Origin of the sequence: Geothrix fuzhouensis, assembly GCF_024609325.1 — a bacterium.
In the GTDB taxonomy this organism is placed as follows: domain Bacteria; phylum Acidobacteriota; class Holophagae; order Holophagales; family Holophagaceae; genus Geothrix; species Geothrix fuzhouensis.
The window spans coordinates 190,865-210,728 of record NZ_JANHMQ010000004.1; the positions used below are offsets into that span (position 1 = coordinate 190,865).

At 60.5% G+C, this 19,864-nt stretch carries 14 protein-coding genes; 12 read left to right on the top strand and 2 right to left on the bottom strand.

The annotated features are described in order from the left end of the window. The first annotated feature begins 4 nt into the window (after positions 1-4). From rplJ to NOV74_RS14275, 12 genes are all read left to right on the top strand, one after another. The gene (gene rplJ, locus NOV74_RS14220) at positions 5-493 is read left to right on the top strand and encodes a 50S ribosomal protein L10 (RefSeq protein ID WP_257313809.1); all 489 of its coding nucleotides are present in this window, start codon (positions 5-7) and stop codon (positions 491-493) included. Positions 494-547: 54 nt separating this feature from the next. Further along, the gene (gene rplL / locus NOV74_RS14225) at positions 548-925 is read left to right on the top strand and encodes a 50S ribosomal protein L7/L12 (protein ID WP_257313812.1); all 378 of its coding nucleotides are present in this window, start codon (positions 548-550) and stop codon (positions 923-925) included. 375 nt (positions 926-1,300) lie between these two features. Then, positions 1,301-5,695: a DNA-directed RNA polymerase subunit beta gene (rpoB, locus tag NOV74_RS14230; protein ID WP_257313815.1), complete on the top strand. Its 4,395-nt coding sequence runs from the start codon at positions 1,301-1,303 to the stop codon at positions 5,693-5,695. 42 nt (positions 5,696-5,737) lie between these two features. Further along, on the top strand, positions 5,738-9,961 hold the full coding sequence (rpoC, locus tag NOV74_RS14235) for a DNA-directed RNA polymerase subunit beta' (protein ID WP_257313819.1): 4,224 nt from the start codon (positions 5,738-5,740) through the stop codon (positions 9,959-9,961). A 114-nt stretch (positions 9,962-10,075) separates the two neighbouring features. Then, a complete protein-coding gene (locus NOV74_RS14240; protein ID WP_257313822.1) occupies positions 10,076-11,056 on the top strand; it encodes a GumC domain-containing protein in 981 nt (326 codons plus the stop codon). Between the two features lie 2 nt (positions 11,057-11,058). Then, a complete protein-coding gene (locus NOV74_RS14245) occupies positions 11,059-11,802 on the top strand; it encodes a sugar phosphate nucleotidyltransferase (RefSeq protein WP_257313824.1) in 744 nt (247 codons plus the stop codon). A gap of 2 nt (positions 11,803-11,804) precedes the next feature. After that, the gene (locus NOV74_RS14250; protein WP_257313827.1) at positions 11,805-12,305 is read left to right on the top strand and encodes a dTDP-4-dehydrorhamnose 3,5-epimerase family protein; all 501 of its coding nucleotides are present in this window, start codon (positions 11,805-11,807) and stop codon (positions 12,303-12,305) included. Positions 12,306-12,345: 40 nt separating this feature from the next. Further along, the gene (locus NOV74_RS14255; RefSeq protein WP_257313830.1) at positions 12,346-12,753 is read left to right on the top strand and encodes a GxxExxY protein; all 408 of its coding nucleotides are present in this window, start codon (positions 12,346-12,348) and stop codon (positions 12,751-12,753) included. A gap of 136 nt (positions 12,754-12,889) precedes the next feature. Further along, positions 12,890-13,738, top strand: a complete 849-nt coding sequence (gene rfbD / locus NOV74_RS14260) for a dTDP-4-dehydrorhamnose reductase (protein WP_257313833.1) — start codon at positions 12,890-12,892, stop codon at positions 13,736-13,738. Between the two features lie 86 nt (positions 13,739-13,824). Next, the gene (gene rfbB / locus NOV74_RS14265; RefSeq protein ID WP_257313836.1) at positions 13,825-14,799 is read left to right on the top strand and encodes a dTDP-glucose 4,6-dehydratase; all 975 of its coding nucleotides are present in this window, start codon (positions 13,825-13,827) and stop codon (positions 14,797-14,799) included. Beyond that, positions 14,796-16,097: a flippase gene (locus NOV74_RS14270; protein WP_257313838.1), complete on the top strand. Its 1,302-nt coding sequence runs from the start codon at positions 14,796-14,798 to the stop codon at positions 16,095-16,097. Before rfbB ends, NOV74_RS14270 begins: the two co-directional genes overlap by 4 nt. A 108-nt stretch (positions 16,098-16,205) precedes the next feature. Beyond that, a complete protein-coding gene (locus NOV74_RS14275; RefSeq protein ID WP_257313840.1) occupies positions 16,206-17,060 on the top strand; it encodes a glycosyltransferase family 2 protein in 855 nt (284 codons plus the stop codon). 47 nt (positions 17,061-17,107) lie between these two features. On the opposite strand, the gene NOV74_RS14280 is transcribed toward NOV74_RS14275, so the two are convergent. Beyond that, a complete protein-coding gene (locus tag NOV74_RS14280; protein WP_257313843.1) occupies positions 17,108-18,430 on the bottom strand; it encodes a hypothetical protein in 1,323 nt (440 codons plus the stop codon). Between the two features lie 45 nt (positions 18,431-18,475). Continuing rightward, the gene (locus NOV74_RS14285; RefSeq protein ID WP_257313869.1) at positions 18,476-19,573 is read right to left on the bottom strand and encodes a glycosyltransferase family 4 protein; all 1,098 of its coding nucleotides are present in this window, start codon (positions 19,571-19,573) and stop codon (positions 18,476-18,478) included. Positions 19,574-19,864: the final 291 nt, after the last annotated feature.

Consider the following 19,864-nt stretch of genomic DNA (forward strand, 5'->3'; position numbering starts at 1 on the left):
GACCATGGAAAAGAACCAGAAGATCTCCGAAGTAGCCGAACTCAAGGAAACCTTCACCTCCGCCACCTCGGCCGTCGTGATCGAATTCAAGGGTCTCGTGGTTGAGAAGGACACTGCCTTCCGCAAGAGCATCCGCGAGAGCAAGGCCCAGTACCGTGTCAGCAAGAACACCCTGCTCCGCCTGGCCGTGAAGGACACCACCTTCGAGGCCCTGGGCGGTCACTTCAAGGGCGCCAGCGCCGTGGCCACCACCAAGGACGACGTCGTCGCCCTGGCCAAGGCGGTCAATGGCTTCCTGAAGGACAATCCCGCCGCCACCTTCAAGGCCGGCATCATGGATGGCAAGCAGATCGATGCCAAGCAGCTCCAGGTTCTTGCCGAGCTGCCGAGCCGCGACGTGCTGATCGCCAAGCTGCTCTACCTCATGACCTATCCGATCTCCGGTCTGGCGGTCGCCCTCGAGGGCATCCGCAAGCAGAAGGCTGGCGAGTAGGACGAGTTGCTCAACCCCGAACCCAAAACCCATTTCGAATTTTAGGAGACCATCATGGCTCTCACTGCTGATCAGCTCATCGCTGAAATCGAAACCATGACCGTGCTTGATCTGGCCAACCTGGTCAAGGCCCTTGAGGAGCGCTTCGGCGTCTCCGCCGCCGCCATGGCCGCCCCCGCCGCTGGCGCTGGCGCCCCTGCCGCCGCTGCTGAAGAGCAGACCGAGTTCAACGTCATCCTGACCGAGGCCGGTGCCAACAAGCTGAACGTCATCAAGGCCGTCCGCGAGATCGTCGCCGGCCTGGGCCTGAAGGAAGCCAAGGACCTCGTTGACGGCGCCCCCAAGCCCGTCAAGGAAGGTGTCACCAAGGACGAAGCTGCCAAGATCAAGGAAAAGCTCGAAGCCGCTGGCGCCAAGGTCGAGGTCAAGTAGTTCCTTTTCCAGTACTAACGCAAAGCGTAGGGTGTCTCTTGCACCTTACGCTTTGCGGTCTTGTCTGGACATGGTACGATTATTCCTTCCGCCCGATCCCTCGGGTGGTCCCGCCACCTTCAAAGGCCCCTGGTTGCGAAACGCCTTCCGCCGATGCGCCAATCTATTTTTTGCTGGGCCGCTCCCTCCACCGATGGGTGGCCGAGTGGCCTTCGGCGCATGTGTCTGCGTGCTTCGCGCCGGTCATCCCTGATCCTTTCCCCGGGGCCGCGGCTCCGGGGGCTTCGCCGTCTTTGCTCAAGGCCCGCAGCATAGCCTAGTTTCCCGCCGCGTGCCGTTCATCGAAGGTTCCGCCAACTTCACCTGGAGCGAACCATGAGTGTTCAGCAGAACATCTACCGCCAGCGCCACAACTTCTCGAAGATCCGGTCCCTGGTCCCCATCCCGAACCTGATCGACATTCAGAAGCGGAGCTACGACGAGTTCCTCCAGATGAACCTGCTCCACAGCGAGCGGGAAACGCGCGGCCTCAAGGCCGTGTTCGAGTCGATGTTCCCCGTGCACAACGGGAAGAATCCCGACGGCACCGATGCCACCCTCGAAGTCGAGTTCCTCGACTACACCGTGGGCCACTGGGCCTGCAAGTGCGAAAAGTACCTGGGCCTGGAACACCTCCGCACCGCGTGCAAGCAGTGCGGCCACAGCATCGTGTCGGACCACCCGAAGGATCCCACGGTGGACTGCCCCAAGTGCGGCACGCGCAACAAGAACGCCGCCACCATCTGTGACGTGTGCCAAGAGCCCGTCTCGATGAAGCAGAAGATGGGCATGGACGAGTGCGTCGAGCGCGGCTCCACCATGGCCGCCCCCCTGAAGATCCGCGTGCGCCTCAACCAGTTCGAGAAGGACGACAAGGGCAACCGCCGCTTCAAGCAGAGCCAAGATTCGGAAGTCTACTTCGGCGACCTGCCGATCATGACCGACCGCGGCACCTTCATCATCAACGGCACCGAGCGCGTGATCGTCAGCCAGCTGCACCGCAGCCCCGGCGTCTTCTTCAGCATCGCCTCCGACAAGAGCCTCTACAGCTCGCAGATCATCCCCTATCGCGGCTCCTGGATCGAGTTCGAGCTCGACTCCAAGGGCCTGCTCTACGCCCGCATCGACCGCAAGCGCAAGTTCCTCGGCGCCACCTTCATGCGCGCCCTGGGCCTCTTCAACGAGGACCTCGGCTCCAACGAAGCGATGCTTCGTCACTTCTACGCTCCAGCCACCTTCTTCCTCAAGAAGGGCAAGCTGAGCGTGGCCCTGAGCGACCTGCTGGCCGGCCGCAAGCTCGGCGAGGCCGTGAAGCACCCCAAGACGAAGGAAGAGATCCTCGCCAAGGACAAGAAGATCACGCGCCGCGTGCTCGAGCAGATGGAGAAGGCCGGCATCAAGGACGTGCCCGTGGAGCGCGAGATGCTCGACGGCGCCGTGCTGCTGCAGGACATCGTGAACATGGGCACCGGTGAAGTGCTCATGGAGGCCAACGAGCCCTTCCTCCAGACCCACCTCGAGATGTTCCTGGCCAACGACATCCAGTCCTTCGATGTCTGCTTCCCGGAAGCCGATCTCACGGGGAAGGTCTTCTCCGAGACCCTGGCCAAGGATCACACCGAGGACAGCGAAGAGGCCGCCAAGGAGCTCTTCAAGAAGATCCGGCCCGGCGAACCCGCCACGCTGGAATCCAGCAAAAAGCTGCTCTTCGGCATGTTCTTCGACCCCCAGAAGTACGACCTCAGCAAGGTGGGCCGCCACAAGATCAACGCCAAGCTCGGCCTCAGCACCGACCTGGACTTCCGCACCCTGGGCACGGACGACTTCGTGAAGACCGTCCACTACCTGCTGCGCCTGAAGAAGTACGACACCACCCGCCAGGACATCGGCGAGATCGCCCCCGTCCGCGCGGACGACATCGACCACCTGGGCAACCGCCGCGTGCGGTCCGTGGGCGAACTGCTGGAGAACGGCTTCCGCGTCGGCCTCGTGCGCGTGCAGCGGGCCATCAAGGAGAAGTTCAGCATCGCGCAGGATCCCAACAGCCCCCTGCAGGCGCATGACCTCATCAACAGCAAGCCGGTCATCGCGGCCATGAAGGAGTTCTTCGGCAGCAGCCAGCTCTCCCAGTTCATGGACCAGACCAACCCGCTGTCCGAGATCACCCACAAGCGCCGTCTGTCGGCCCTCGGACCGGGCGGCCTCAGCCGCGACCGCGCGGGCTTCGAGGTGCGCGACGTGCACACGTCGCACTACGGCCGCATCTGCCCCATCGAGACGCCGGAAGGCCCGAACATCGGCCTCATCAGCTCGCTCTCCTGCTACGCCCGCATCAACGAGTTCGGCTTCATCGAAAGCCCCTACCTCAAGGTGGAGAACGGCCGCATCGTCCACTTCGCCAAGGTCACCAGCGTGGGCGACTCCAAGTTCGGCTACATGGACGTGGTCCGTCTGGCTGACCTGGAGGACGAGAACAAGAAATTGACCAAGGCCGGCAAACGCGCCGCCAAGTTCGAGATGCACGCCTTCTACCTCTCCGCGTGGGAGGAGGACGAGCACGTCATCGCACAGGCCAACGTGCCCGTGGACGCCGAAGGCGCCATCACGGAAGAGGACGTGACCGTCCGTGTCGCCGGTGAGACCAAGATCCTCACCCGCGACAAGGTCACGCTCATGGACGTGAGCCCCAAGCAGGTGGTCTCCGTGGCCGCCTCGCTCATCCCCTTCCTTGAGAACGACGATGCGAACCGCGCCCTCATGGGCGCCAACATGCAGCGCCAGGCCGTGCCCCTGATCCGCACCGAGGCCCCCATCGTGGGCACCGGCATGGAGTACGTGGCCGCCAAGGATTCCGGCGCCTGCGTGGTCTGCCGCCGTTCGGGCATCGTCGAGACCGTGGACGCCAACCGCATCGTGGTGCGTGTCGAGGATGATCCCGAGACCGAGGGCGTCGAATCCGGCGTGGACATCTACACCCTGGTGAAGTTCGCCCGCAGCAACCAGAACACCTGCCTCAACCAGACCCCGCTCGTGAAGAAGGGCGAGTACGTCACCGAGGGCCAGATCCTCGCCGACGGCCCTTGCACCGACCACGGCGAGCTGGCCCTGGGCCGCAACCTGGTCGTGGCCTACATGCCCTGGCGCGGCTACAACTTCGAGGACGCGATCCTGATCTCCGAGCGCGTGGTGAAGGAAGACCTCTACACCACCATCCACATCGAGGAGTTCGAGGTCCACGCCCGCGACACCAAGCTGGGCCCTGAAGAGATCACCCGCGACATCCCTCAGGTCCGCGAAGAGGCCCTCAAGAACCTCGACGACAGCGGCATCATCCGCACCGGCGCCACCGTGCGCCACGGCGACATCCTGGTGGGCAAGGTCACGCCCAAGGGTGAGACCATCCTCTCCCCCGAGGAGAAGCTGCTTCGCGCCATCTTCGGCGAGAAAGCCAGCGACGTGAAGGATGCCAGCCTGACCGTGCCCCCGGGCATCGAAGGCACGGTGGTGGACATCAAGGTGTTCACCCGCAAGGGCCAGGAGAAGGATCTCCGCACCCAGCAGATCGAGCGCGACCAGATCGCCAAGTGGGAGAAGGATCTCTCCGACGAAGAGCGCATCATCCGCGCCGAGGCCAAGAAGAAGATCGTGACCCTCCTCAAGGGCAAGGAGCTCTCCGAGCCCCTCACCGACGACAAGGGCCAGAAGGAGCTGTTGCCCAAGGGCAAGAAGCTCACCCAAAACATGCTCGAAGCCGTGTCCTACCACCGCTTCCGGCAGATCTCCGTGGCCGCGGGCAAGAACCGCATCGAGACGGAAGTCCTCGACATCCTCGACAAGACCGAGAGCCAGCTCAAGGTCCTGCGCAACATCCTCGACGAGCGCATGGAGCGCCTGCTCAAGGGTGACGAGCTGATGCCCGGCGTCCTCAAGACGGTGAAGTGCTACGTGGCCGTGAAGCGCAAGCTGCAGGTCGGCGACAAAATGGCCGGCCGCCACGGCAACAAGGGCGTGGTCAGCCGCATCCTCCCCGTGGAGGACATGCCCTACCTGCCCGATGGCCGCCCCGTGGACATCGTGCTGAACCCCCTCGGCGTGCCTTCCCGTATGAACATCGGGCAGGTGCTCGAGTGCCACCTCGGCTGGGCCGGCAAGACCCTCGGCGTCCACTTCTCCACGCCCGTCTTCGACGGCGCCCGGGAAGCCGACATCAAGGGCTTCCTCGTCCAGGCCTGGGAGAAGAACCACAAGCTGGGCCCCGATGTCACCGGCAAGACCATGCTGTTCGACGGCATGACCGGCGAGGCCTTCGAGCAGCCCGTGAACGTGGGTTGCGTCTACATGCTCAAGCTGCACCACTTGGTCGACAACAAAATCCACGCCCGGAGCATTGGGCCCTACAGCCTCATCACGCAGCAGCCTCTCGGCGGCAAGGCCCAGTTCGGTGGCCAGCGCTTCGGCGAGATGGAAGTGTGGGCGCTGGAAGCCTACGGTGCCGCCCACGTGCTGCAGGAACTCCTCACCTACAAATCCGACGACATGCACGGCCGCACCCAGATCTACCAGGCCATCATCAAGGGCGAGACCATCAAGGATCCCGGCCTCCCCGAGAGCTTCAACGTCGTGAAGAAGGAACTCAACGCGCTCTGCATCGATGTCGAGATGCTCACCCGCGAAGAGCTGGATCCAGGCCTCGTGGAAGAAGAACCCGCCGCCTTCTCCATCGAAGGCTGATCTCCTTCCGCTTCCGTTCCCGACGAATCCTGAGAGGTCCCCATGTATCCTGAGCAGCAAAACATCAACGCCTATGAGTGCATCCGGGTGTCCCTGGCCAGCCCGGACAAGATGCGTTCCTGGTCCAAGGGCGAAGTCACCAAGCCCGAGACCATCAACTACCGCAGCCTGAAGCCCGAGCGCGATGGCCTCTTCTGCGCCCGCATCTTCGGCCCCGTGAACGACTGGGAATGCCTCTGCGGCAAGTACAAGCGGCAGAAGTTCAAAGGCGTCACCTGCGACAAGTGCGGCGTCGAAGTCACCAAGAAGTCCGTGCGCCGCGAACGCATGGGCCACATTGCGCTGGCCAGCCCGGTCAGCCACGTGTGGTTCTTCAAGGGCGTCCCCAGCCGCATCGGCTACCTGCTGGACATCCCCCTGAAGGATCTGGAGCGCGTGCTCTACTTCGAGGCCTATGCCGTCACCGAATCCGGCGGCACCACCCTGAAGGAAGGCGAGATCCTCAACGAGGACAAGTTCCGTGAGGCTCGCAGCCTCCATGGCGAGGGCTTCAAGGCCCAGATGGGCGCCGAAGCGATCAAGGAACTGCTCAAGCAGGTCGACATCGAGGCGCTCACCATCGAGCTCCGCGACCTGATGAAGAAGGAAACCTCCAGCCAGAAGCGCAGCAAGGTCGCCAAGCGCCTCAAGGTGGCGGAATCCTTCCACCGCTCCGGCAACAAGCCCGAGTGGATGATCCTCGACGTGGTGCCTGTGCTGCCCCCCGAGTTGCGCCCCCTGGTGCCACTCGACGGCGGCCGCTTCGCCACCTCCGATCTGAACGACCTCTACCGTCGCGTCATCAACCGCAACAACCGCCTCAAGAAGCTCCTGGAGCTCAAGGCCCCCGATGTCATCGTGCGCAACGAAAAGCGCATGCTGCAGGAGGCCGTGGACGCCCTCTTCGAGAACGGCAAGCGCGGTCGCCTCCTGCGCGGCGTCAGCAACCGCCCCCTCAAGTCCCTCAGCGACGCCCTCAAGGGCAAGCAGGGCCGGTTCCGCCAGAACCTGCTCGGCAAGCGCGTGGACTACTCGGGCCGTTCCGTCATCGTGGTGGGCCCCGACCTCAAGCTGCACCAGTGCGGCCTGCCCAAGAAGATGGCGCTCGAGCTCTTCAAGCCCTTCATCTTCAATCGGCTTGAGCACAAGGGTTATGCCGCCACCATCCGCCAGGCCAAGGAGATGGTTGAGGAAGGCCGTCCCGAGGTCTGGGACGTGCTGGAAGAGGTCATCAAGGACCATCCGGTCCTGCTGAACCGCGCCCCGACCCTGCACCGCCTCGGCATCCAGGCCTTCCAGCCCGTGCTGGTCGAAGGCAAGGCCATCCGTCTGCATCCCCTGGTCTGCACCGCTTTCAACGCCGACTTCGACGGCGACCAGATGGCCGTGCACGTCCCCCTCAGCCCCATGGCTCAGATCGAGGCCAAGGTGCTGATGATGTCCACCCAGAACATCCTCAACCCCGCCAACGGGCGCCCCAACGTGGTGCCCAGCCAGGACATCGTCCTCGGCGGCTACTACCTCACCAAGAAGCGGCTGAACCGCAAGGGCGAGGGCATGGTCTTCGGCAACGTCAATGACGTGGTCGCCGCCCATCAGGCCGGCGTGGTCGACACCCACGCCATCATCCAGCTGCGCTATACCGGCGAATGGGTGGACACCGAGGCCTGGCACGCGAAGGATCCCAAGAAGAACTCTGAACAGGAAGTCTTCGAGGCCCCCGCCGAGACCGTGAAGCACCAGATCAAGACCACCACCGTGGGTCGCGTGCTCTTCAACCGAGCCCTGCCGGCCGAGCTGCCCTTCATCAATGGCCTGCTCAAGAAGGAGGGCCTGCTCTCCCTCGTGAACCGCGCCTACAAGCTCAACGGCCCCGAAGTCACCATCCGCATGCTTGACGCGATGAAGGACACCGGGTTCATGTGGGCCATGAAGGCCGGCGTGTCCGTGGGCATCGACGACCTTGTCGTGCCCGACACCAAGGCCAAGCTGCTCAAGAAGGCCACTGAGGATGTCCGCGCCATCGAGAAGGAGGCCTATGAGGGCCGCCTCGACTCGTCCACCCGCTACAACCGCATCCTGGAAGTCTGGGGCAAGACCAGCGACCAGGTGGCCAGCGACATGATGAAGGAGCTGGAGAAGCGGAACGAGAACGACAAGTTCCTCAACTCCATTTACATCCTGGCCGACTCCGGCGCCCGCGGTTCCAAGACGCAGATCCGCCAGGTTGCCGGCATGCGTGGCCTCATGGCCAAGCCCAGCGGCGACATCATCGAGACGCCCATCACCGCGAACTTCAAGGAAGGCCTCTCGGTGCTGCAGTACTTCATCTCGACCCACGGCGCTCGCAAGGGCCTCGCGGACACCGCGTTGAAGACGGCCGACTCCGGCTACCTCACCCGCAAGCTGGTGGACGTGGCCCAGGACGTCATCGTCAACGAGGATGACTGCGAAACCATGGGCGGCATCGAGGTCGAGGCCATCGTCAACAGCGACGGCACCATCCGCTCCCGCCTGCGCGACCGCATCATGGGCCGCGTCTGCCTCGAAGACATCGTGGATCCCTACGATCCCACGATCGTCCGGGCCCCGGCCGGCACCCTCATTTCCGAGGAACTGGCCTTCAAGATCGAGACCAGCGGCATCGCCAAGGTCAAGATCCGCTCCACGCTCACCTGCGAAGCCCGCCGCGGCATCTGCGCCAAGTGCTACGGCCTGAACCTCAGCACCGGCCGCCTGGTGGATCTGGGCGAGGCCGTGGGCGTCATCGCCGCCCAGTCCATCGGCGAACCCGGCACCCAGCTCACCATGCGTACCTTCCACGTGGGCGGCGCCGCGAGCCGCACCTCCGAGAAGAGCACTCACGAGGCCCAGATCGCCGGCATCGTCCGGTATGAAGGCCTCGACGGCCGCACCGTCGTCAACCGCAAGGACGAGACCGTGGCCCTCACCCGCAACGGCTACCTCCTGGTGACCGACACGGACGGCAACGAGCGTGAGCGCTACAAGATCACTTCCGGCGCCATCCTGAAGGTCAAGGACAAGGAGGCCGTCGAGCCCCGCACCGTGCTCGCCGAGTGGGATCCCTACAACGATGTGCTGCTCACCGAAGTGGGCGGCATCGCGGACTTCAAGGAATTCGAAGTCAACGTCTCGTACCAGGAAGAAAAGGATCCGATCTCCGGCAACTTCCGCAAGAAGGTCATCGATCCCACCGACGACAAGATCCACCCCCACATCAACGTCAAGGGGGACAACCACAAGGTGCTCAAGCGCTACAACATCCCCACCGGCGCCTACATCGAAGTGGAAGAGGGCCAGGAGCTGCTGCCGGGCGACGTCATCGCCAAGACCAGCCGTCAGCAGGCCAAGACCAGCGACATCACGGGCGGCCTGCCGCGCGTCACCGAGCTGTTCGAAGGCCGCAAGCCCAAGGAACCCGCCATCATCAGCGAAGTCACCGGCATCGCGAAGTACGGCAACCGCGTCCGCGGCAACCAGAAGGTCATCGTCGAGGCGGAGACCGGGGAGAAGGGCGAATACCTCATCCCACGCGGCAAGCACATCCAGGTGCAGGACGGCGATGAGATCCGCGCCGGCGAGAAGCTCACCGAGGGCGCCGTCAGCCCCCACGATCTGCTCAAGGTCCAGGGCGACCGTGCCCTCCAGGCCTTCCTCGTCAACGAAGTGCAGGAGGTCTACCGGGCCCAGGGCGTGGTCATCAACGACAAGCACATCGAGGTGATCATCCGCCAGATGATGCGCTGGGTCCTCATCACCGACGTGGGCGACACCCCGCTCATCGTCGAGGAGAAGGTGGACAAGCACCGTTTCAAGGAGATCAACGAGCAGGCCCTCAAGGATGGCGGCACCCCCGCCACCTGCGAGCCCCTGCTGCTCGGCATCACCAAGGCCGCGCTGACCTCCGAGAGCTTTATCTCCGCCGCCAGCTTCCAGGAGACCACCCGCGTCCTCACCGAGGCCGCCCTGGAAGGCCGCGTGGACTACCTCCGCGGCCTCAAGGAGAACGTCATCCTGGGCCGGCTCATCCCCGCCGGCACTGGCATGGCCCACTACCGCAACCTGGAGATCGAGGAGGGCGAGTATCCCGAGCCCACCCAGAACGAGTTCCAGGGCGGCGAGGACTTCGACGACGAATACGCTCGCATGGCCCAGCACGTCGAAGAGCTGCAAGGCATGACCGAGATCGACGGCGAAGACCTGTAGCCGGAATCTTCAGAGCACCAGCAAGGGCGGGAGCGATCCCGCCCTTGCTTTTGTGCCCGCCAGCACAGGATCCGCGAGGCAGTCTCTGCCTGGAATCTGATAGTCTATGCCCTTATGCCCAACTCGACTGAACCTCCGGTCCTCGACCTCAAGGCCAGCCTGAAGAAGCCTCTCCAGTGGGCTTTCGCCGCAGGTCTCCTGACCGCGCTCATCACGCTCTTCCTGCCGAACTACTACCGCTCCGAAGCCCGACTCCTGCCGGTGGAATCCAAGGGGTTGGGCGGTGGCCTCGGTGGGCTCGCCACCGCCGCAGCCGCCTTCGGCGTCAGCGTGCCAGGAGGTGAGGGCAACGATGCGAATTTCGTCGATGTCCTGAACAGCCGCTGGTTGAAGGAGCAGCTCCTCCAGACCGAATTTCGGTACCACGCCCGCTCCTGGCGCTTCGACGCCGAACGCCTGGGAAAGGGCACTCTCTACGACTACGTGGACGAAAAGAACATGGACCGCGCCGTCAAGAAGGTGGGTGTGGTCCTGTCGGCTACTCGGGACCTGAAATCCAAGGTCATCACCATCAGCGCCGAGACCAAATCCCCCGAACTGTCCCAGCAGGTGGTGCAACGGGCCGGGAAGCTGCTGGAAACCTTCCTGCAGGATAAAGGCCACACCCGGGGCGGGGCCAAGGTCCTCTTCGCCGAAGCCCGTCTGGCCGAGGCCCGCGGCGAGATGGACCAGGCCGAAGAGGCCTTCCGTCGTTTTCTGGAAGGCAACCGGAACTACCAGACCAGCGGCGACCCTGCCGTGCGCCTCAAGGGCTCCCGTCTGGAGACTGAGCTCCGCCTCCGCCAGCAGCTCGTCACCACCCTCGCCATGAACCGCGAGCAGGCGTTGCTGGAAGAGAAGAACGATATCCCTATCCTCAACGTGCTGGATCCGGGCAACCTGCCCATCGAGAAAAGCAAGCCGGCCAGGTCCGTGATTGTCCTCCTCGTGACGCTGCTGGTGGGTGCCGGGGGATGGACCTGGCTCAACCGCGAGTGGGTGCGGGCCCGGCTTCTGGCCGACGAAGATGAATCCGTAACCCCTGTCCAGGAGTGATCATGAAGGGCGTTGTTCTCGCCGGGGGCACCGGCTCTCGACTGTTCCCGCTGACCAAGGTGACGAACAAGCACCTGCTTCCGGTGGGGATGGCCCCCATGATCTGGCACCCGCTGTGGAAGCTCCAGGAGGCCGGGGTCGAGGAGATCCTGATCGTCACCGGCACCGAGCACATGGGCGATGTGGTGGCACTGATGGGGTCCGGCAAGGACTTCGGCTGCCGCTTCACATACAAGGTGCAGGACGAGGCTGGCGGCATCGCCCAGGCCCTGGGGCTGGCGGAGAACTTCGCGGGGGGCTCGCCCATCTGCGTGATCCTGGGCGACAACATCTTCCAGGACAGCCTGAAACCTGAGGTCGAAGCCTACGAAAAGCAGGGGCAGGGCGCCCGCATCCTGCTGAAGCCCGTGGAGGATCCCCAGCGCTATGGTGTGGCCGAGGTGAAGGATGGCCGGGTACTGGGCATCGAGGAGAAGCCCAAGGCGCCCAAGTCCAACCTGTCTGTGACTGGCATCTACTTCTACGACGCCTCCGTGTTCGACATCATTCGCACCGTGAAGCCCTCGGGTCGCGGCGAGATGGAGATCACGGACGTGAACAACGCCTACATTGCCAAGGGCCAGCTGAGTTTCGGCACCTTCCAGGGCTGGTGGACCGACGCGGGCACCTTCCCGAGCCTGGCCCATGCGAGCGAGCTGGCGTTGAAGGAGACCACTCCGTTTCCTCGTGCCAACGGCAGGAGCTAGGCATGGCATTCCAGAAAGGCCCCATCGACGGCGTGGTGATCACCCCCTTCCGCAAGTTTGTGGATGAGCGCGGCTGGCTGGCGGAGATCTTCCGGCATGACGAGCTGCCCGCCTGGTTTCGTCCCGAGATGTCCTATGTCAGCGTCACGAACCCAGGCGTCCTGCGCGGGCCCCACGAGCATGTGGATCAGGCCGACCTGTTTTGCTGGGTGGGGCCCGGCGACTTCAAGCTCACCCTCTGGGACAACCGCCCGGATAGCCCCACCTACCGGAACCGCATGGAAGTGGCGATGGGCGCCAACCACCCCGGCTCCGCCGTCATCCCCAAGGGCGTGGTCCACTGCTACCGCTGCATCAGCGTTGATCCCGGCTTCGTCATCAACTGCCCCGACCGCCTGTTCATGGGCAAGGCCAAAGCCGAACCCATCGACGAGATTCGTCACGAGGACGATCCCGAGAACCCGTTCGTGCAGGACGAGCTGGCGCGAAGGGTGCATTGCTAGCCACCGTTCAGAAGTCGCAGAAAAAGAAGATGAGCCACCGATGAACACCGATGGACACCGATTGAAGGAAGCCGAGGGAGCCTTGTGGAAGCACGACGCTCTGACCGAGTCCGTCCTGGGGTGTGCCTTCAAGGTGGTCAATACCCTGGGGCCGGGCTTTCTCGAGAAGGTCTATGAGAATGCCTTAGCCCACGACCTCAGGAAATCAGGCCTTGTCGTCGTGCAGCAGACCCAGATCCAGGTGACCTACGATGGCCAGGTGGTCGGCAACTATGTCGCGGACCTCCTAGTCGAAGACAGCCTGATCGTGGAACTGAAGGCCTGCAAGGCTCTCGAAGACATCCACATCGCCCAGTGCCTGAACTACCTCAAGGCCACCGGTCTGCACACCTGCCTCCTGCTCAACTTCGGCACCCCCAAACTCCAGATCAAGCGGATATCCCTATGAATGCTTGGAACCACCGATGGACACCGATGCACACCGATAAAAACGAATCTTTGTTTTTCATCGGTGTCCATCGGTGTTCATCGGTGGTTTCTTCTTCTTTTCATTCAGTGATCGCTCTTTCCTGCGGTGGCGTGTCATGAAGGTCCTCGTCACCGGCGCCTCGGGTCAGTTGGCCCACGCCATTCGCCAGACCTGGTCGGGGCATGACCTGGTCCTGCCTGAGGAAGCGGTGCTGGACCTGAGCCAGCAGGCCGCCATCCAGGCGGTGGTTTCCAAAACCCGCCCGGACGTGGTGGTCAACTGCGGCGCCTTCACCCAGGTGGACCGCTGCGAGTCCGAGGCCGATCTGGCCCACCTCATCAATGCCACCGCCGTGGGCTGGTTGGCCGAGGCCTGCGAGGCGCAGCAGGCCATGCTCATCCAGATCAGCACGGACTACGTCTTCGACGGCACCGGCACACGGCCCTACCGGGAGGACGACCCCACCAACCCAGTCTCCGTCTATGGCCGCACCAAGCTGGAGGGCGAGCGCCAGGCCGCCCGTTGTTCTAGGCACCTCATCGCCCGCACCAGCTGGCTTTACGACGCCTGGGGCAAGAACTTCCTCAACACCATGCTGGCCGCCGCCGCCCAGGGACGGGCCTTGCGCGTGGTGGATGACCAGCGGGGCGCCCCCACCACCTGCCGGGCCTTGGCCCGCCAGCTCAAGGTGGCCACCGAGCAGGGCTGGCAGGGCCTCGTCCACACCACCTGCGCCGGCGAGACCACCTGGCACGGCTTCGCGAAGGCCATCTTCGAGGCCAAGGGCATCGCCGCCGACCTCCACCCCTGCACCACCGCCGACTACCCCACCCCCGCCCAGCGCCCCGCCTATTCCGTCCTCGACGGCACCCGCCGCCGCAGCCTTGGCTCGGACCTCATGTCCCATTGGCACGAGGCCCTTCTTGAAGTCCTTAAAGAAGGAACCACCGATGAACACAGATGAACACCGATATAAAAAGAGTGCCTTTCATCGGTGTCCATCGGTGTTCATCGGTGGTTTCATTCGCTTTTCATCTTTCGTGAGATTCCATGCCTGAAACCATCCTCATCACCGGTGGCGCCGGCTTCATCGGCAGCAACCTGGTCCACCGCTGGCACCGGAACCACCCGCAGGACCGCATCCAGGTGCTGGACAAGCTCACCTACGCGGCGGACCCGAAGCAGATCGAAGGCCTGGACCGGGTGGAACTGGTCGTGGGCGACATCCAGAACCTGGAGCTGGCCCGCCACCTCATTGATAAGAACGGCGTCACCAAGGTCTTCCACCTGGCGGCGGAAAGCCACGTGGACCGCAGCATCACGGGACCCGCCGAGTTCATCCAGACCAACCTGGGCGGCACTTTCGCCATGCTGGAAGCCGCCCGCCAGGTTTGGGCCGGTCAGCAGGACTGCCGCTTCCTGCACATCAGCACGGACGAGGTCTACGGCTCTCTGGGCGACACGGGCAAGTTCCATGAAACCATGGCCTACGCCCCCAACAGCCCCTACAGCGCCAGCAAGGCCGGCAGCGACCACCTGGTGCGGGCCTACCACCACACCTACGGCCTGAACGTCGTCACCACCAACTGCTCGAACAACTACGGCCCCCGCCAGCACCCCGAAAAGCTCATCCCCCTCGCCATCACCCGCATGGCCAAGGGCGAGCCCATCCCCATCTACGGCGACGGACTGAACGTGCGCGACTGGCTCTACGTGGAGGACCACTGCGCCGCCCTGGAAACCGTCATGTTGAAGGGCGTGGCCGGCGAAACCTACTGCGTGGGTGGCGACAACGAGCAGACCAACCTCGCCCTGATCGACCTGCTCTGCGACCTGGTGGACCAGCACCTGGGCCGCCCCCAGGGCACCAGCCGCAAGCTCAAGACCTTCGTCCAGGATCGCGCCGGGCACGACAGGCGATACGCCATTGACGCCACGAAGATCCAGGCGGAACTGGGGTGGAAGGCGGGCTCCGGTTTCCGGGAAGGGGTTAGCCAGACGGTAGCCTGGTACCTGAAGCCATGATGAAGATCGGCAACCTGACCCGGAATTCGATCTACAACCTTCTGGGTCAGGGCTTGCCCATGCTGGTGGGCCTCATCACCATCCCGAGGCTGGTTCATGCGCTGGGTGTGGACCGTTTCGGCATTCTGACCCTCACCTGGGCCGTGATGGGCTATTTCAGCCTGTTCGATCTGGGGCTGGGCAGAGCGCTGACCCAGCTGGTGGCGGAGCGTTCGGGGACTGGTAACGACAAAGCGTTGCCAGACATCATCCGGACCGCCTTGATCATGATGCTGGGGCTTGGTCTGGTGGGTGGAGTGTGTCTCGGCGCGGCTTCCCCGCTGGTCGTGGGGCGGGTTCTGAGGATGTCTCCCGCCCTTCATAGGGAAGTCCTCTATGCTTTTGGGTTGATGGCTTTTTCAGTTCCGGCGGTCACCCTTCTGGCGGGCCTTCGAGGCCTCCTTGAGGCGAGGCAGCACTTCCTGGAGATCAACCTGCTTCGCTTGGCCATGGGTGTCTTCACCTTTTTGGGCCCTTGGCTGGTGTCCTTCAAGACGACGCATCTCTTCTGGGTAGTACTTAGCTTGGAGGTGATGCGCTATGCGGCCCTTGGCGCTCATTACTGGATGTGCCGCAGAGTCGTGCCTGAAATGACCATGCCTGCTTCCTTTCAATCCAATCATTGGAAGGTCTTGCTTAAATTTGGCGGTTGGATGACGGTGAGCAACATCATCAGTCCCCTGATGGTGAACATGGACCGGTTTTTCATCGGGGCCTTCCTATCGGTCGGAGCCATTGCCTATTACGCGACTCCCTTCGACATGGTCACAAAACTCCTCGTCATATCCGGGGCGGTGGTGTCCGTGTTATTCCCGATGTTTGGTGCACTCCACCGAGCGAACCCCTTCGAGGCCATCCGACTATATCGTAAGGGGATGAGGACTATTTTCCTGGTGCTCGCTCCCATCCTTCTGGCGCTCGGCCTCGGGGCTCACTGGCTCCTCCTGCATTGGCTAGGACCAACTTTCGCGCAGCGGGGCAGCGCCATTATGCAAATCCTGTGTCTGGGGGTCTTGGCCAACTCTCTGGCCGCCGTTCCCTTCGCCTTTATTCAGGGGGCAGCCCGGCCGGATTTGACAGCTAAATTCCACTTAATTGAAGGGCCACTTTATATAATATTATTAATGAGCCTGGGAAGTCGCCTGGGAATTTTGGGTGTGGCTTGGGCCTGGACACTAAGGGTCGCATTGGACCTTATCCTTCTGGAAGTGGCAGCTCGCAGGATTCAAAGCCGATTAACCGTATTTAGTAATTCGTAATACGGTTTATATTTTTTGAATTGTATTTTAGCTCGGGGAATAATATTAATGCAATTACACTTACACAAAATGAATCTCCCCGACAAGACTGATGGCCTCGTGGGTATAGTGGTCCTCAACTATCGAGGGGCCACGAAGACACTTGCTTGTCTTGAGTCCCTGGCCAAATTGGACTATCAAAATCACCGCATTGTCGTGGTTGATAACGCATCATTGGATGGGTCTGCTGAACAGATTGCTCAGGGAAGCCCAGGAGTTGAACTCATCCAAAGCGATCAGAACCTCGGCTACGCCGGTGGCAATGCCTTGGGTGTCAGACGATGCCTAGAGTGGGGGGCAGTCTATGTCTGGGTGCTTAATAACGACACTCAAGTGATGCCCACAACCTTGTCGGCCATGGTCCGCGAGGCGCAATTACATCCTAAGACTGGGGCGGTGGGATGTGTAATTCGTGACGAGCAAGATCCAAGTCGGGTGCTGGCGATGGGAGGGGGGCGGTTGTTCCCCTTGATTGCCCGCGCGTGGCACGTCACCAAGCTAGAAGATGTAAACAAGTTAGATTTTTTGACTGGTGCCTCCATCCTCATCCCCACACCAGTGATTCAGGCGATCGGCTTCATATCCGAAGACTATTTTCTTTACTGGGAGGATGTAGACTACTGTTATCGTCTTCGCGAACACGGATATGAACTACACGTGGCCTTGGACGCCTCCATCCTCCATGACGAAAGCTCGTCAATTGGAAGGGCTTCACAGCTAAGGTATTATTATTCGACTCGATCCATGGTGAAATTTCTGTACACTCACTATCGCCAATCGTGGGTTCTTTCAGCTGGATTTTGGTACTGTTGGCGGGTCATTAAACCTATTTTTGAGTTTGATTTCAAATTATGTCATTTGTTTGCAAAGGCCCTCTTCGATGGAGCAAAAAATCGGAGAAATAAACTATATGCCCAAAAATAGGCTAACGTTTGTCAATTATTGTTCAAATTGAGATTTCCGGAAATTTGTTAATAGCTTGCCACTTTTAGTGTAGGGGATTTCTCTTTAGAGGCAAGTGGATGATTTTTCTGAATATATATAAGCAACCCTACAAAGAATAAAATAACCTCGGCATAATGCACAAAATGAGCCGTGGCCAGTGATCGTATACCGTAAAATAGAATCAAACCCTTTGTGGAATCATGCAATGTGCGATATTGGGTTGCAGTCGGGTTCGTTCTTTTACAGGAAGAAATAGCAAACCAAAACTCACCGAGATAGAGAATGACCCCTAGAATACCGTAGAGGAAGATCACGCCTAAGATGCCAATGTCTGAAGGGTGGAAGTAACCAGACATGGCGGTTTCAAACCCGCCGTTCCATTGTGTGCTGACCATCCCGTTTCCCATGGTCCAATGTTTAATCATGTACGGATAAGCAAGAACTGTTTCGTGAATTCGAGCATTTGCCGAGGGATCGTCGGTTAATTCTCCGGTGAATAGAACTGTGAAAGCATTTGAAAATTTATCAACCAAGGCGATATATAAATCATGATTGAGGAGATAAAGGCCGATCCAAATGAGGCTAATAGCAAGAGCGACTTTTGGCAGAAATGCAAGCAAACGAGCTTTGTTTGGAGCCCAGAGAACCGCGAACCATAGGAAAGCGGCAATGAGAGATAGCAGCAATGACCGACCATTTATGATTAACAGAAGAAATAGAAGGAATATTCCGCTCTGTAAATATGAAATAAGGGAATTTCGCCTGACTCCCTTAAAAGCATAATAATAGAAGCCGAATACAATGAATACCACGTCAAATTTGAATACGGCCTCCTTCTCGGGGCCAGTCACGAAACCTATACCATAGGTGTTGAAGTAGGAGCCGGGCTCTAAGAATAAGGCCATGCCGAGGTACAGCACCAAGGTGGCCCATGCAAGAATAATAAGGACCCGTTCTATATCTTTCAAGCTGATGGTTCGCGTCGCCAGGGCTTGGAGGGTTAGTAGTGGAACCGCTGCAATCAGGACCATGCCACGTTGAGCTAAAAGCCCGTATATCAATGGTTGACCAAATTCCTGCTGGGCCACATAGGCTGACCAAAATGGCATGATGACCATGATCGTAAATACATATGCTTCAAACCGACTCGGGTGGAGACCTTGAGGTAATTTCCAGCGGAGATAAACAGTTGCAAGAGCCAAAGCCGCAAGAACGAACCAAGCCTCCTGGACGAGACCCATTCCCGGGAAAAACTGAAATGAGCGAAAAGATAGCGCAAACGATACACAAAGGATGGTTAGGCGAACGGTCTGATTGCGAAAAATTAGAGAACGTTGATTAGTAGGCATGTGAACGGCTCAATTAAAGACTGTGCCATGGCGAAGCCTTAAGCATCAGTAAAGAGAACGGTAGAGTGCGGCCGTAGCTCGGCCAATCGAATCCCACCCAAATTTCTCTCTCATTAGGTCCAATCCGCCAGAGGCCACTTTTCCACGGAGTTCTGGGTCGGAAAGTGCTTGGCCAACAACCCTCGCAAGATCCATGGGATCGCCAGATTGGAACAGAAATCCAGTGTCTCTGTCCCGGATCATCTCGGTCATGCCTGGGATGTTCGAAGTGACGACAGCCTTGCCGTAGCTCATAGCCATAAGTACCACATCGCTTTGGTAGATTTTACGGTAAGGAAGGGTGACTAGATCGCAGGCCTGGTAGTAAAGGGGGAGCTCATCATCAGGGATGAATCGGATGTGCGTGATGCAATTCGCATTTAGGCTAAGTTTGTCGATCAGGCCCTGGTATTCCTCGAACTCCAATTTCCAGGGGCGCCCAGCGATGACTAGGGTCGTGTCCGGGTGCTGGGACAGGATGCTGGGCATCGCTTCCAGGAGCACATCCAGGCCCTTAACCTCCTTGATCTGGCCGAAGAACAGAAGCACTGCGCCGGAATCAGGAAGACCCAAATGGACCCTAGCTTCAGCAGGTGTGCACACCTTTGGGATAGACTCCAAATGATTCCCTGCCGGAATCACATGTATCCTATCTTGGGGAAGCCCCATCCGGTTAAGGAGTTCCTCCCGACTAATGTGGTTATGGGCGATGACCGCATGGGCCATCCCGTAGGCCAACCTGGGCAAACCCGGGGTATCCTGAGTGCTGACGAATGCTTCCACATCGTGGGCCGTTATGACGACCCGGCGTCCAAGAAGACGGGCCAGAGTCACGTTCATCCACTCTAGGGGCCCTACACTGAAGAAGTGGAAGTGGCAGACACGTCGTCCTTCCCGGACCGAGCTCAGCAGGGCCAAAAGAGTCCCCCGAAGGTAACGGAAACCCCGCCGCAATACCGAACCTCTCCCGAATATCCCGCAATAAACGGGCCGGAAGGCAAAGTCTGGATGAGTCGGTGGCGAGGTGGCGTCTGAGGTATACAGCGCCACATTCACACTGCTGTGGCTCAGACCCCGACACAGATTGAAGTCGTAGGGACCCATTCCGCCGTGCCCGCCCACAGGCTCAATGATCGACACAGAGATTGGATTCAACTGAACAGACAAGAAGGCTCCAGAGAGGCGTGATCCAAGTGCTATTAGCACGGTGGCTCTAACAATTTTTCCAGCAGCTGGCCATTGAGGTTTTTCCGGATTTGCCTACCCCAGTCATCATATGATCATGAATGGTTCGGCTTCCCCCAGCAACTCAAGTGGGGTGAGGCACCAAGATCAGTCCTTTGCCGAACCGTTTCCCTCGAAATGGCATGGCTTCTCCCGTCAATTATTTAGGTA

Bases quoted from the DNA above. Each gene is read 5' to 3' on its own strand.
- rplJ (WP_257313809.1), top strand. From the start codon at position 5: ATGGAAAAGAACCAGAAGATCTCCGAAGTAGCCGAACTCAAGGAAACC.
- rplL (WP_257313812.1), top strand. From the start codon at position 548: ATGGCTCTCACTGCTGATCAGCTCATCGCTGAAATCGAAACCATGACC.
- rpoB (WP_257313815.1), top strand. From the start codon at position 1,301: ATGAGTGTTCAGCAGAACATCTACCGCCAGCGCCACAACTTCTCGAAG.
- rpoC (WP_257313819.1), top strand. From the start codon at position 5,738: ATGTATCCTGAGCAGCAAAACATCAACGCCTATGAGTGCATCCGGGTG.
- NOV74_RS14240 (WP_257313822.1), top strand. From the start codon at position 10,076: ATGCCCAACTCGACTGAACCTCCGGTCCTCGACCTCAAGGCCAGCCTG.
- NOV74_RS14245 (WP_257313824.1), top strand. From the start codon at position 11,059: ATGAAGGGCGTTGTTCTCGCCGGGGGCACCGGCTCTCGACTGTTCCCG.
- NOV74_RS14250 (WP_257313827.1), top strand. From the start codon at position 11,805: ATGGCATTCCAGAAAGGCCCCATCGACGGCGTGGTGATCACCCCCTTC.
- NOV74_RS14255 (WP_257313830.1), top strand. From the start codon at position 12,346: ATGAACACCGATGGACACCGATTGAAGGAAGCCGAGGGAGCCTTGTGG.
- rfbD (WP_257313833.1), top strand. From the start codon at position 12,890: ATGAAGGTCCTCGTCACCGGCGCCTCGGGTCAGTTGGCCCACGCCATT.
- rfbB (WP_257313836.1), top strand. From the start codon at position 13,825: ATGCCTGAAACCATCCTCATCACCGGTGGCGCCGGCTTCATCGGCAGC.
- NOV74_RS14270 (WP_257313838.1), top strand. From the start codon at position 14,796: ATGATGAAGATCGGCAACCTGACCCGGAATTCGATCTACAACCTTCTG.
- NOV74_RS14280 (WP_257313843.1), bottom strand. From the start codon at position 18,430: ATGCCTACTAATCAACGTTCTCTAATTTTTCGCAATCAGACCGTTCGC.
- NOV74_RS14285 (WP_257313869.1), bottom strand. From the start codon at position 19,573: ATGGGTCCCTACGACTTCAATCTGTGTCGGGGTCTGAGCCACAGCAGT.